The organism is Thalassotalea mangrovi (assembly GCF_005116735.1).
Lineage (GTDB): Bacteria > Pseudomonadota > Gammaproteobacteria > Enterobacterales > Alteromonadaceae > Thalassotalea_A > Thalassotalea_A mangrovi.
This window is the reverse complement of the sequence record NZ_SWDB01000032.1, coordinates 59933-73507: the sequence shown is the minus strand read 5'-3', so window position 1 is coordinate 73507 and position 13575 is coordinate 59933. Positions and strand designations below refer to the sequence as shown.

Genomic DNA, 13575 nt, shown 5'->3' with positions numbered 1-13575 from the left:
AAATATTCTTAGCCATTCCTGCAAGAATAATAAGCGGAATATCGATGAATATCTTCCCCTAATCGAGAATTTTTCGAAAGGTATTACAAGGAGGGTAATGTTTTGTTGGTAAAGATAGGTTCAGATACAAAAACGCCGGCTAAAGCCGGCGTTTAAAGTCTAATAAAAGCTAATCGCGATTACGCTTTTTTGGCATTACGAGATTCACGCTTACGATCCGACTCTTTCAAGAACTTCTTACGAATACGAATGTTCTGCGGCGTCACTTCGACCAACTCATCATCGTCGATAAATTCAAGTGCCTGTTCCAGCGTCATGACAATCGGTGGCGTTAATACTTGTGCGTCATCAGTACCGGATGCACGAACGTTGGTTAACTGCTTACCTTTTAACGCGTTTACAGTCAGGTCGTTGTCACGACTGTGAATACCAATCACCATGCCTTCGTATACTTCAACACCATGGCCAATCATCAGACGGCCACGCTCCTGCAAGTTAAACAGAGCATTAGTCAACGCCTTACCCGTCGCGTTGGCGATTAGTACACCATTGATACGCTGACCAATTTCGCCACCTTTGTGTGGACCGTATTGCAGGAAAGTGTGGTAAATAAGACCACTACCTGAAGTCAGGGTCATAAACTCGGTCTGGAAACCGATCAGGCCACGAGATGGCATGATAAAGTCCATACGAATCCGGCCTTTACCATCCGGAGACATATCCGTCAGTTCAGCTTTACGCAGACCCATTTTCTCCATAATGGAGCCCTGGTGTGCTTCTTCCACATCCACTGTTACGGTTTCGTAAGGTTCCTGAATCTCACCATCTTTTTCAATCATGATAACTTCAGGGCGAGAAACCGCCAGCTCAAAGCCTTCTCGACGCATGTTTTCAATCAGGATACCTAAATGCAGCTCACCACGACCGGATACACGGAACTTGTCCGGATCATCGGTTTCTTCAACGCGAAGGGCAACGTTATGAACCAATTCTTTATGCAGGCGATCCAGGATATTACGCGACGTTACGTATTTACCTTCCAGACCAGAGAATGGAGAAGTATTTACCTGGAACGTCATGGTAACGGTTGGCTCATCAACAGACAGAGCTGGCAGCGGCTCAACTTCGCTTGGACAGCAAATGGTGTCGGAGATTTTTAACTCACCCAATCCGGTAATCGCGATGATATCACCGGCTTTGGCCGAATCAGCTTCGTAACGGTCAAGACCCAGGTAACCTAATACGGTACCGACTTTACCATTATGAATGCGACCGTTGGCGCCATGAACCGTAACCTGCTGGCCCGGCTTAACCGTACCTCGGGTTACCCGGCCAACACCAATTACGCCCACGTAGGAGTTGTAATCAAGTTGCGAGATTTGCATCTGGAATGGGCCGTCGATATCGGCGTCTGGTGCCGGTACTTCTTCAATGATGGTTTCGAATAAAGGCGTCATATCAGTACCTTCAACGCCTTCCTCATGAGACGCCCAACCGTTAATCGCCGATGCATAAACCACTTTAAAATCGAGCTGTTCGTCGGTTGCGCCAAGGTTATCAAACAGGTCAAAAACCTGGTCCATAACCCAATCAGGACGTGCGCCTGGCTTATCAATCTTGTTGATAACAACAATAGGCTTTAATCCCTGAGCAAAGGCTTTTTGAGTTACAAAACGCGTTTGTGGCATTGGGCCTTCCTGAGCATCAACAATTAGCAATACCGAATCAACCATCGACATTACCCGCTCTACCTCACCACCGAAATCGGCGTGGCCTGGAGTATCTACGATATTTACTCGGTACTCATTCCAGTCAATGGCAGTGTTCTTAGCGAGGATGGTAATACCGCGCTCTTTTTCAATGTCATTTGAATCCATTACCCGATCATCAAGATCGGCTCGGGAATCTAGTGTTCCGGATTGTTGTAACAGTTTATCAACCAAGGTTGTTTTACCATGGTCAACGTGCGCGATGATCGCAATATTGCGTAATTTGTCTAACACTGTATATGCCCTTAGCTATATTTGGGCGCGTATTGTACAGCACTGCCGACCACAAGGAAATTAAAATTATGTTATTGAAAGGTAGCAGCGCCCGGTCTGGGCAGGGATTTGGCTCAAATATCTCCCTCTTCACAGGGTAATCTGAAAGCAGAGCGCCATTGCGGTGAAAAATGGCTGTGGAATCTCCCTATAATGGTACAATGCAAACGTATTAATTAAACAATTTTGAATAATCTAAAGCCCTCGCACCAAGATGATCCCTTGTTGCACTATAATGGTGCAATATTTAAGAGTCCAGGTCGGTAACGTATGCAGATTTCCTGAAAAATCAATACTTACAAAGTTGGCACGATTATCGCTTGTAATTCGCTTAACTATGTTTGTTAGTACAATTTATTTTAACCTGCAGAATAACTTCGGAGACGTTCATGTCACAAGCAGTTTTAAATTTGATTAAAGAAAGCGACGTTAAGTTCGTTGATTTGCGCTTCACTGATTCCAAAGGTAAAGAGCAACACGTTACCATTCCTTCTCACCAAATCGATGAAGATTTCTTTGAAGAAGGCAAAATGTTCGATGGTTCTTCCATCGCTGGCTGGAAAGGTATTAACGAATCAGACATGATCCTGATGCCTGATGGTGAGACTGCTGTACTTGACCCGTTCACTGAAGAAACAACACTTAACATTCGTTGTGACATCGTTGAACCAGCTACCATGCAGGGTTATGAGCGTGACCCTCGTTCTGTTGCTAAACGTGCCGAAGAATACATGCGTAGCACTGGCATTGCCGATACTGTTCTGTTTGGTCCTGAGCCTGAGTTCTTCTTATTCGATGACGTGAAATACCACACAGATATGAGTGGTTCTATGTACAAAATCGATGACAAAGAAGCGATCTGGAACTCAGCAACCAGCTATGAAGAAGGTAACACCGGTCACCGTCCTAACGTCAAAGGCGGTTACTTCCCGGTAGCTCCTGTTGATTCTTCACAAGACCTTCGTTCAGCAATGTGTCTGGTAATGGAAGACATGGGTCTTGTTGTTGAAGCGCATCACCACGAAGTTGCAACTGCGGGTCAAAACGAAATTGCCACGCGTTTCAACACGATGGTTGAAAAAGCTGACGAAATTCAAATCTATAAGTACGTTGTACACAACGTTGCTCACGCTTACGGTAAAACGGCTACTTTCATGCCGAAGCCACTGGTTGGTGACAACGGTACCGGTATGCACTGCCACCAGTCTCTGGCAAAAGACGGCGTAAACCTGTTTGCTGGCGATCAGTACGGCGGTCTTTCTGAAACTGCCCTTTACTACATCGGCGGTATCATCAAGCACGCTAAAGCGTTGAATGCATTTACTAACGCTTCTACTAACTCATACAAGCGTCTTGTTCCTGGTTTCGAAGCACCTGTTATGCTGGCCTATTCTGCACGTAACCGTTCTGCTTCTATTCGTATCCCGGTAGTACCTAGCCCGAAAGCACGTCGTATCGAAGTTCGCTTCCCGGATCCAACAGCTAACCCATACCTGGCATTCGCAGCAATGCTGATGGCTGGCCTTGACGGTATCAAAAACAAAATCCACCCTGGTGATGCGATGGATAAAGATCTATACGATCTACCAGCTGAAGAAGCAGCGGCTATTCCACAAGTTGCCAGCTCTTTAGAAGAAGCTCTGAACTGCCTGGAAGCAGATATGGACTTCCTGACTGAAGGTGGCGTATTTACCAAAGACACGATCGACGCTTACATCAACCTGAAGCGTGCCGACATTGAAAAACTGAACATGACAACTCACCCGGTTGAGTTTGAAATGTACTACAGCGTTTAATCAGCAGCTGCTGATTTGACCATAAAAGCCCGCAATGCGGGCTTTTTGTTTATCTGAAGCAATAAAACCTAACAGTTAAAATTAACCCGCTTAATTGTCGATATATTAGCCAGGGCTTCGATATTTTGTTAGATTGGTGTTTAATATCAGAATGATACATAATTGAACTGAACAACCCTAAACTCTGTGCGCAGCGATTACATTGCGCTTAACCCACGGAAACTCAGCGATGAAATGGATGACCTTAGCTTTAACTGTCTTGTTGTTACTGGCATCAGCGTCATTAATGGCAAAGTCAAAGGTCTATGCCTGGAAAGATGAAAACGGCAACGTAGTTTTCTCTGATACCCCGAAACCTGGGGCTGAGATGATTGAAGTGGAAGAGCAGCAGACCATTATCAGTTCCGTCGACACCTCCATCCTAGATATCACCCCTCGTGCTAAAGTTGAAGAGTTTAAGGTCAGTATCAGTCAGCCTGAAGATCATGCGACGATTCGTGACAATTCCGGCTCCATTTACATTTCCGGCCAGGTATCACCCGTGTTCAAGCGCGGCCTGAGCGTACAGCTGATATTCAATGGAGAAAAGCACGGAGAGCCGCAGACTCGCTCCGTATTCATCCTCAGAAATGTCGACCGTGGCGAGCATAAAATAAAATTAGAGCTTCTCGACAATCAAGGCAAGATTATTGCATCGTCTAAGGAAAGGACGATTTATTTGCACCGTGCCAGGGTGAACTAATCCAAAACTCACGAAATTCGTGCAATTTAAATCGCGTTTATTTAAACTTCGAATCTGTACCGCACCATATTGGTGCAAGCGGAGAAGCGATTGCACAATTCCACCCAATTAAAAGATATTCGCAAGTATTATCAGCAACAACTGGTGTCGCAACTCGGCACCGCTGTCGTTGTATTAAATAGTCGTCTGGAAATTAAATACCTGAATCCTGCGGCCGAAGCGATTTTCAATAAGAGTTTAAATCGACTGCTGAACAAACCGTTTGTCGACAGCTTTTTACATTGCTCACTGCAAATTGAGCGACTGGAGCAAGTGGTGCGTACAGGTCAGGATTTCACAGACTCTGATGTCATCATCGAATTTATCGATAATGCCCGTATCTCGCTGGAGGTGTCAGCAACCGTGATTCGTATCGATGGCAAAACCCGGGTGCTACTTGAATGTAAGCAAATCGATAAGCAAAAACAAATAAACACCGAGATGTTTCAGGAACAGCAATGGCAGGCCGCTCGAGACCTGATTCGTGGCCTGGCTCATGAAATAAAGAATCCATTGGGGGGATTACGGGGTGCCGCGCAACTGCTGGATCGGGAACTGAATGAAGAACAGCGGGAGTTTACTTCCCTGATCATAGCCCAGGCCGATCGCCTGACCAACCTGGTTGACCGCCTGCTTGGCCCAAATCAATTACCCAACCTCAGCCTGATGAATATTCACCAGGTACTGGAAACCGTGTACCGCCTGAAGAAGCTGGATAATGCCAAAAACATCCAATTCGTCCGAGACTATGACCCATCGATTCCAGATATCCTGATTGATCCGGAAAAATTACAGCAAACCTTACTCAACATCATTGGCAATGCGCTCCAGGTATTGAATGAGCAGGGTAAAATCACTCTTAAGACCCGCATCGCTACCAATCAGACCATCAATGGTGAGAAAGTAAAACTGGCGATTAAAATATCGATAATCGACAACGGTCCTGGCATCCCTCCTGCCCTTCAGGACAAGATTTTTTACCCGATGGTCTCTGGCCGGGCCAATGGCACCGGGCTTGGTCTTTCTATCGCCCAGACCCTGGTGCACCAACATCAGGGAAAACTCGCTTGCCATAGTTACCCGGGACGTACCGAATTTTCGATCATATTGCCTTTACCAAAGAGATCTAATCAATGAATGCAGAACAAGTATGGATAGTCGATGACGACAACTCAATTCGCTGGGTATTGGAAAAAGCCCTGAAAGGCGCACAGGTTTCTGCGGCAACATTCAGTAATGCTATCGATGTCCTAACCGCCCTGGAAATCAGCCAGCCACAGGTAATTATTTCCGATATCCGCATGCCGCAAATGGATGGTATGACGTTATTGAGCCGCATCAATGAGCAGGCACCGGACATACCCGTCATTATCATGACAGCTCATTCCGATCTCGACAGCGCCGTCAATGCCTATCAGGGCGGAGCCTTTGAGTACTTACCTAAACCCTTTGATATCGATGAGGCCCTGGCCTTAATCAAAAGGGCCCTGGATCATTCCCAGGAGCAGTCCGCAAAAAAAGCCGCCATTCGCGACAAAGATGCGGATGTTGGCATCATTGGTGAAGCGCCAGCAATGCAGGAAGTGTTCCGGGCCATTGGCCGCTTATCACGCTCGAGTATCAGCGTGTTAATTAATGGCGAATCAGGTACGGGTAAAGAGCTGGTAGCAAATGCCTTACACCTGCACAGCCCGCGCAAAGAAGCGCCATTTATCCCGCTCAATATGGCGGCAATTCCCAAAGATTTGATCGAATCGGAACTGTTTGGTCATGAAAAAGGTGCGTTTACCGGTGCTAATTCGGTGCGTCAGGGACGATTTGAACAGGCTCACGGGGGCACCTTATTTCTTGATGAAATCGGCGATATGCCGCTGGAGATCCAGACCCGACTGTTGCGAGTATTGGCCGATGGCCAGTTTTATCGTGTCGGTGGACATAGCCCGATTCAGGTCGATGTACGCATTATCGCTGCGACCCATCAAAATCTCGAAGAGCGGGTAGAACGTGGCGATTTCCGGGAAGATTTATTCCACCGCCTGAATGTCATTCGCATTCAATTACCGAGCCTGAAAGAACGCAAAGAAGACATCGAGCAGTTAGCATTGCATTTCCTTGCTAAAGCGGCAGATGAACTCGAGGTTGAATGCAAAAGCATCAATGCCCAGGCGCTGAAATTTATGCAGCAATGTGATTGGCCGGGTAATGTTCGTCAACTGGAAAATATTTGTCGCTATTTGACGGTAATGGCCTCTGGAAAGGAAATCCTGTTAAGCGATTTACCGGATGAGTTGACCGCGTTACCTCGGACAACAAGCAACCATACCGGCGAATGGCAGAATCAGTTATCTTTATGGGTAGATGAGCAATTGCGTCAGGGCAATAGTGATATTCTCTCACACGCCCTGCCTGAGTTTGAGCGAATCTGTCTCGACCGGGCGTTACATTTTACCCATGGACATAAGCAGGAAGCGGCGAAGAAACTCGGCTGGGGCAGAAATACCCTGACTCGCAAGCTTAAAGATTTACATTAACGGAGCGGTTGTCGCTTAATGTCGGTGCTGAAAAACAGTCTGAGGGCAGGTTGAGACTCACGCAGTCTCAGGCTTACGCACCGCACCCCTGGCTTTGACAACTACGGCAACTGTTACACAGTTTCAGGTTAATCAGGTGTGCCGCCACCAGCAGCGCTGCACCAATGATCACCATCAGGGGTTGTATAGACTCATCGACACTGTGCTTTTGCCAGTAAATAAAGCCACCAAGAAATAGCAGGTAAAACGGATAAATCTTTTTGTGATAGCGTTTAAAACCCGAAAACAAGGCAATCGAACCAAGAATCAGGGTCGCCAGCAAAAACCAATGTTCTGCTTCATGATCACCCATAAAGCCCAGCCCCAGTAAAGATAACGAGGGCAGCAACACCGGCAAAAAGATGCAGTGTAACGCACAAAGTGAAGTTGCAGTAATGCCTAAACGGTCGAGCATTGCGATTTAATAACCCTTTAACGTCCAACCCTGAATGCAGGCATCTCAGCCTTGGCACCAGATATTGGTGTAACACAAAAAATTTAATTCAGTAACACGTTATAATATCACAAAAGTGATAATGTCACACTTTTAATTTGTAATTTAACGTGACTCAGGACAGACGCTTCAGGACCCATTCGCGGTAATGATTGTGTCAACCCCGGCATTTTGCCGACCATGGCATCTAACACCGGGATAGATCAAAACTTAAAACATCGCTGATCTTTGGCTTGTCTAATTTCAACATAAGTAATCGATCAACCCCCATAGCCACCCCGGAACAGTCCGGCATTCCATGTTGCAAAGCGGCAATCAGGCGACTATCTATTGGTTGTTCTGTTAATCCGCGATCTCGACGCAGGTTATTATCCAGCTCAAAACGATGTTGTTGCTCACCGGCACTGGTTAGTTCATCGAAACCATTCGCCAGTTCCATATTGCGATAATATAACTCGAATCGACGCGCGACTCGGTTATCCTCAGGTTCCAGCCTTGCCAGTGCCGCCTGGCTTGCCGGAAAATGGTAAACGAAGCAGGGAGCATGTTGACCAATCACCGGTTCGATTAACGACGCAAATACAAATTGCAGCAGGGTATCCTTGTCCTGCTCTTGTTGCAGCCAATCGGACATCATGCCACGGTCCAGAATCAATTCTCTCAATTGCCCGGTTGTCGCCGTCAGCGGGTCAAGATTTACGGTGTCGATAAATATCTGTTGATATGTGATTTTTTGTGCTGGCTCACACGCTAATAAAATCTGCATCAGCGCATCAATTTCCGTCATCAGCTGATGGTGATCGAAGCCCGGGCGATACCATTCCAGCATTGTAAACTCCGGGTTATGGTGGCGTCCCTGCTCCTCATTGCGAAACGCCTTACCAAGCTGGTAAATCGCACCACTGCCAGCGGCCAGTAAACGCTTCATCGCAAATTCTGGCGAGGTTTGCAGGTATAAGGTGTTATTTTGATTGTTGCTACTGACGTTGGCAGCTAGCTCAGTCTTAAAACTTTGCAAGTGGATATCGGTCACCGTAGCCTGGCTAAGTAGTGGCGTTTCCACCTCCATCACACCACGTTCGGCAAAAAACTGACGAATGCGTGAGATAAACTCAGCCCGGGCTTTAAGAGTTTCAATGCTTGCACTAGGTTGCCACATGAATTATTTAACCTATTTTGTTAATTTCTAAGCGTCTAAAAACAATTAAGGGAGCCGCAGCTCCCTTAACTTCAGTGTCAGTGATTGACGGCTCGGTTATTTACCAGCGCGCGATACGTAGTCACCACTGCGAGTATCCACTTTAACGACTTCGCCAATTTGGATAAATAAAGGTACGCGAACAACCGCACCGGTTGATAACGTTGCCGGCTTACCACCGGTACCGGCAGTATCGCCTTTCAGGCCTGGGTCAGTTTCAGTCACTTCCAGTTCAACGAAGTTCGGAGGCGTTACCGTGATAGGTGAACCATTCCACAGCGTTAATACGCAGACATCGCCTTCTTTTAACCACTTTTCATTGTCGCCGACCGCTTTCGCATCTGCTGCCAGTTGCTCAAACGTGTCATTATTCATAAAATGCCAGAATTCACCGTCACTGTATAAGTACGCCAGGTCAGTTTCCATGACGTCGGCGCCTTCAACAGACTCTCCGGATTTAAAGGTTTTTTCCAAAACCTTGCCCGAGATCAGTTTACGAATTTTGACGCGGTTAAAGGCTTGCCCTTTACCCGGTTTTACTAATTCGTTTTCCAGGATGTTGCACGGCTCGCCATCAATCATTAGCTTCAGACCGGCTTTAAATTCGTTTGTACTAAAGTTAGCCATAGGGTTCTCTTTTATACGGTGCTTTATAAGGTGATCACTTAACGTTTCTCAAAACGAACGCCAAGCAGAGATTATTAATGCCGCAAATAATACACCTAAATGACGATCAATTACATGCCTGTTGGCAAAAAGAATTGGCCCGTGTGGTCACCGATGCCCGCCAGCTTTTAAATATGCTTGAGATTGATGAATCGTCGCAGCAGCAGCATTTTTCCGCCCGGCGATTATTTCCATTACGAGTACCGCGGCCATTTATTCGACGCATGCAAAAAGGCAACATCAATGACCCATTGTTAAAACAGGTTATGGTCCAGGATCTCGAATTTGAGCAGGTATCGGGATACAGCAACGATCCGTTGCAGGAACACGATACGGTCGCCGAAGGCTTGCTGCACAAATACCATAACCGGGTGTTAATGATAGTGAAAGCGGGTTGCGCCGTGAATTGTCGATATTGTTTTCGCCGACACTTCCCCTACCAGGACAATAGCCCCAATAAACTGCGCTGGCAGCAGGCACTGGACTACATCAGTACTCATGATGAAATCGAAGAGGTGATCTTTAGTGGCGGTGACCCATTAATGGCATCTGATGATCATCTCGGTTGGTTAATCGAGCAATTGCAGCAGATCCCGCACTTACAACGACTGAGAATTCATAGCCGCTTGCCTGTCGTGATCCCACAACGCATCACCCCGGCCCTGGTAGATTTACTCAAACAAACACGGCTCAAGGCAGTGATGGTCTTTCATATCAATCATCCTAATGAAATCGATGAGACATTCAGCCAGGCGATTCAAGCATTGCGACAGGCATTCATCCCGATGTTTAACCAGAGTGTGTTGTTAAAGGGCATTAACGATAACAGTCAGGTGTTGTGCCAGCTAAGCGAAGACTTGTTCGATATCGGCATACAGCCCTATTACCTGCACTTGTTTGACGCGGTACAGGGTGCTGCCCACTTTGACGTTTCCGATGCACAAGCCAAAGCCATCGCCCAGCAGATGCTGGCACGCCTACCTGGCTTTCTGATGCCGAAACTGGTCAGGGAAATTGCCGGAGAGGCTAACAAGACACCATTAAATCTGGCATAATTACCGGCAATTTAAGGTAACGAAAAAGCAGACCATGAGCGACCCGATTGAACAACAACTGATAGACAATATCTCGCAATTATTAAAGCGTTCTATTGTTGCCGATAGCGCACTGAAGCAACTACGCACCGATAACAAAGCGAAATTCAGCCGCATATTTACCGAGGAATCGCCATTTGAACGTCATGCTGATACGTTTCAGCCATATATCGAAGAAATTGCCGATGATTTATTAATTTGGCAACAAAGCAAATCTCAACCATTATTAATCAAGCTGGTTAAGAAAATTGAGCAGCTTTTCAAAGTGTTGACTGAATTTGAGAGTCACTATAATAAGGGCTGATAGTCGTACCAGGAGCCCGTTGCTAAACGAGGAAACTTTTGGTGCGTCTAGTCTGCAGCTGGGTACTGATACTATTCATACATTCCTATGCGCAAGGTCAGGATCTTGAACCGCGGTCTTACTTAAATGTTCCCGTAGACCAGACATTTTTCACCGGTCTTTACATCTACTCAGACGGTGATGTTTACACCGCTTCCAGCCTGCCAATCAGCGACTTCCGCCTGCAAACCACAACCTGGGCCGGTCAATTTACCCGCACCTTTGAACTGGATAATAAAATGGCTAAGTTTGATGCCATGTTTGTTCAGTCGTGCGGGGATGGTTCGGCTACTTTCCAGGGAGAGTTCACCACCCGTAAATTTTGCGGCCTGGCGGATAGCAAATTAAAGTTCAGTTATAACTTTGCCGGCTCCCCAGCGCTGACTGCCGAAGACTTTCGCAAATATCAAAAAACCACCATCTACGGTGCCAGCATTCAGGTCAATGTGCCCAATGGTCATTACGAAAAAGACAAACTATTAAATATTGGCTCGAACCGCTGGTACATAAAGCCAGAAATAGGCGCAACCATCCCGTTTGAAAATTGGGAAATCGACCTGGCTGCGTCATTGTTTATTTTTGAAGACAATGATGAGCTACTCGGTAATCAAACCCTGTCGCAGGACAATGTCTATAACCTTCAGTTTCACCTGGTCTATGACCTGGGACCGGCGCACTGGCTGGCCCTGGCACTTAACTATTTTGGCGGTGGTGATACCTTTGTTGATGGTGAACCCTCTGGCCTTAAAGAGACCAATATGCGCGGCGGTATTGCCTATCGCTATTCATTTAACCCACACCATAGTGTAAAGGTCATTGTAAACACCGGCCTTACCACGCGATTAGGCAACGATAGTGATGCCATTACGTTAGCCTGGACCTATCGACTTTAATCCTTTGGCAGGATGGCATCATTAAACCAGTCATCGAATAAATTCTTCTCATAGATATAAGAATCATTACTGCGAGTGTTGCGAACCCGATTCATAAAATTCATATCTTTAATGTTTTCTTCGCCACTTTTCAACACGTTATCGTTGCCATCAACTAACTGATAACTGAATTCTAGACGAGGGAAATACAAATCCTCAATAACCCGATAGTTGTTGTTATTCGGTCCAATCATATATTTGACATCGCCGGCCAAATCAACGTCGGTAAACGTTAACTTTAATACCTGGTCGGTTGGTAATTCCTCTGCCCGCTCCTGAAAATGTTTCTCGAGCTGACTAAAGGTTCTTTCCCGAAATCGGGCTCGGGTTTCCCCTGCTGGATCGACGTCTACAAATTTTTCTGGGTCAACCCATTCGGTCCGGGCCGTCCCGGCGTAGGCCACACCAAACAAAGAGGTTATGGCCATCACTCCAATTAACATCGTACTCACGCGTTTCATATTACCTCCATTGGTAAATAAATACCTTAGTCTCGACATTACAGTTAAATAGACCCGATGATGATTAAAAAGTTTACGCGATAACAGGGCGTTACGAAACCTTACCTTATTGTGAGGTGGCTCGACCAGATTTTCCTAGACACAATTAAAGGAGGCAGTACATGAACGAAAATTAACATCTAGCGATATTTTGATTATTTGATAAACAGTGTACAGTTACCTTCATGAGTGTAATTTATATTAATACAGTAGATGTTAATCATAGTGGTAGATTTAGATAAGAATTGCATCGGCGTAACTAATATTGAGCCATTGACGTTTATAAAATGAAATTCATTGCCACCCCCAGAAATTACTTTCTTCTAGCTGCCTTTATAGGAATCATGGCGGCTTTCTTGATGGTATTTTTAGAGCCTTTTGATACGAAAAAACAATTTGATTTTGGCGATACTCTTCGATTAGCCGGATACGGGGTTGTCGTCACCATATCGTTATTGATGAGCTATGGACTGGAAAGAAAGTGGTACCTGAAAAGTGGAAAAGCCTGGCATTTGGTGAACGAAGTGTTTGCCATGACTTTCTTGTTTTTGCTCATAGCAACATTTACCAACATATATCACGCATTCATGTTTGGGGCTGAAGATAAATCCATGATGGAATTTGGCTTATTTGCAATTAAATTTGTATTACCATTTGTGGTTTTCTTTTTCCCACTCATTATGTTACTCAGACAATATTTTGGCTGTAATTCTGAGTCGCCTGAGAACGAGGTAATGAACAGGCCCCTTACCGATGCTTTGGTCACGTTAAAAGGTGACAATTCTGATGAGCAGTTGACATTTGCATCTACTCTTTTTTGCTGTGCAGTTGCTCAACAAAATTATGTCTTAGTAAAGATACTCGATCCGCAGGGCGAAATAAGAGAAATGTTGTTACGATCAACACTGTATGACATTCATTCACAATTGCCTGAAGCGATGCGTGTACATCGCTCTTATTTGATAAACCCCAATAAAATAACCAAAGTGTTAGGCTCTAAGCGCAACGCGAAAGTGATTATTGAGCACGTCTCTACGCCAATTCCCATCGGGGTTACTTATTTCGATAAGGTAAAAAACAAGATGTAATTTCGTCCCCGACATATGCAATTCATCCCTCAACCCGCGAATTAGTCAAGCGTTCGACCCCCTCGTCACTGATTTCCCGCAACAGCGTTTTTTTTCGATATTGTTCACACA

General features: G+C 45.7%; 13 protein-coding genes. 8 read left to right on the top strand and 5 right to left on the bottom strand.

Annotated elements, in window-relative coordinates:
* Positions 1 to 179: 179 nt before the first annotated feature.
* On the bottom strand, positions 180 to 2003 hold the full coding sequence (gene typA, locus E8M12_RS13535) for a translational GTPase TypA (RefSeq protein ID WP_136736794.1): 1824 nt from the start codon (positions 2001 to 2003) through the stop codon (positions 180 to 182).
* 428 nt (positions 2004 to 2431) lie between these two features.
* On the opposite strand from typA, the gene glnA reads away from it, so the two are divergent.
* The 4 genes from glnA to glnG all read left to right on the top strand — a co-directional run bounded on the left by glnA (position 2432) and on the right by glnG (position 7150).
* A complete protein-coding gene (glnA, locus tag E8M12_RS13530) occupies positions 2432 to 3838 on the top strand; it encodes a glutamate--ammonia ligase (protein ID WP_136736793.1) in 1407 nt (468 codons plus the stop codon).
* Between the two features lie 229 nt (positions 3839 to 4067).
* Positions 4068 to 4580, top strand: coding sequence for a DUF4124 domain-containing protein (locus E8M12_RS13525; protein ID WP_246034146.1), 513 nt, complete (start codon positions 4068 to 4070; stop codon positions 4578 to 4580).
* A gap of 90 nt (positions 4581 to 4670) precedes the next feature.
* Positions 4671 to 5756, top strand: a complete 1086-nt coding sequence (glnL, locus tag E8M12_RS13520) for a nitrogen regulation protein NR(II) (RefSeq protein ID WP_136736791.1) — start codon at positions 4671 to 4673, stop codon at positions 5754 to 5756.
* On the top strand, positions 5753 to 7150 hold the full coding sequence (gene glnG / locus E8M12_RS13515) for a nitrogen regulation protein NR(I) (RefSeq protein WP_136736790.1): 1398 nt from the start codon (positions 5753 to 5755) through the stop codon (positions 7148 to 7150). The genes glnL and glnG overlap by 4 nt, the downstream gene beginning before the upstream one ends.
* Before the next feature lie 73 nt (positions 7151 to 7223).
* Here the strand turns inward: glnG and E8M12_RS13510 are convergent, their stop codons facing one another.
* The 3 genes from E8M12_RS13510 to efp form a co-directional block, all read right to left on the bottom strand.
* Positions 7224 to 7604 carry a MerC domain-containing protein gene (locus E8M12_RS13510; protein ID WP_136736789.1) on the bottom strand — a complete coding sequence of 127 codons (381 nt, stop codon included), beginning with the start codon at positions 7602 to 7604 and terminating at the stop codon, positions 7224 to 7226.
* Positions 7605 to 7830: 226 nt separating this feature from the next.
* A complete protein-coding gene (gene epmA / locus E8M12_RS13505) occupies positions 7831 to 8802 on the bottom strand; it encodes an elongation factor P--(R)-beta-lysine ligase (protein WP_136736788.1) in 972 nt (323 codons plus the stop codon).
* Between the two features lie 96 nt (positions 8803 to 8898).
* Positions 8899 to 9468, bottom strand: coding sequence for an elongation factor P (efp, locus tag E8M12_RS13500; RefSeq protein ID WP_136736787.1), 570 nt, complete (start codon positions 9466 to 9468; stop codon positions 8899 to 8901).
* 77 nt (positions 9469 to 9545) lie between these two features.
* Between efp and epmB the strand changes: the two genes are divergently transcribed.
* Genes epmB through E8M12_RS13485 form a run of 3 tightly spaced genes read left to right on the top strand, consistent with a single transcriptional unit; the run spans position 9546 to position 11837 of the window.
* Positions 9546 to 10562 (top strand): EF-P beta-lysylation protein EpmB, encoded by a 1017-nt coding sequence (gene epmB, locus E8M12_RS13495; protein WP_136736786.1) that lies wholly within the window; start codon positions 9546 to 9548, stop codon positions 10560 to 10562.
* A gap of 34 nt (positions 10563 to 10596) precedes the next feature.
* Positions 10597 to 10905, top strand: a complete 309-nt coding sequence (locus E8M12_RS13490) for a hypothetical protein (RefSeq protein ID WP_136736785.1) — start codon at positions 10597 to 10599, stop codon at positions 10903 to 10905.
* Between the two features lie 41 nt (positions 10906 to 10946).
* A complete protein-coding gene (locus E8M12_RS13485; RefSeq protein WP_136736784.1) occupies positions 10947 to 11837 on the top strand; it encodes a transporter in 891 nt (296 codons plus the stop codon).
* Here the strand turns inward: E8M12_RS13485 and E8M12_RS13480 are convergent.
* A complete protein-coding gene (locus E8M12_RS13480) occupies positions 11834 to 12337 on the bottom strand; it encodes a DUF3016 domain-containing protein (RefSeq protein WP_169303143.1) in 504 nt (167 codons plus the stop codon). The two genes, E8M12_RS13485 and E8M12_RS13480, sit on opposite strands and share 4 nt — an antisense overlap.
* 326 nt (positions 12338 to 12663) lie before the next feature.
* Between E8M12_RS13480 and E8M12_RS13475 the strand changes: the two genes are divergently transcribed.
* Positions 12664 to 13464 (top strand): LytTR family DNA-binding domain-containing protein, encoded by an 801-nt coding sequence (locus tag E8M12_RS13475; RefSeq protein ID WP_136736782.1) that lies wholly within the window; start codon positions 12664 to 12666, stop codon positions 13462 to 13464.
* The last annotated feature ends 111 nt before the right edge of the window (positions 13465 to 13575 follow it).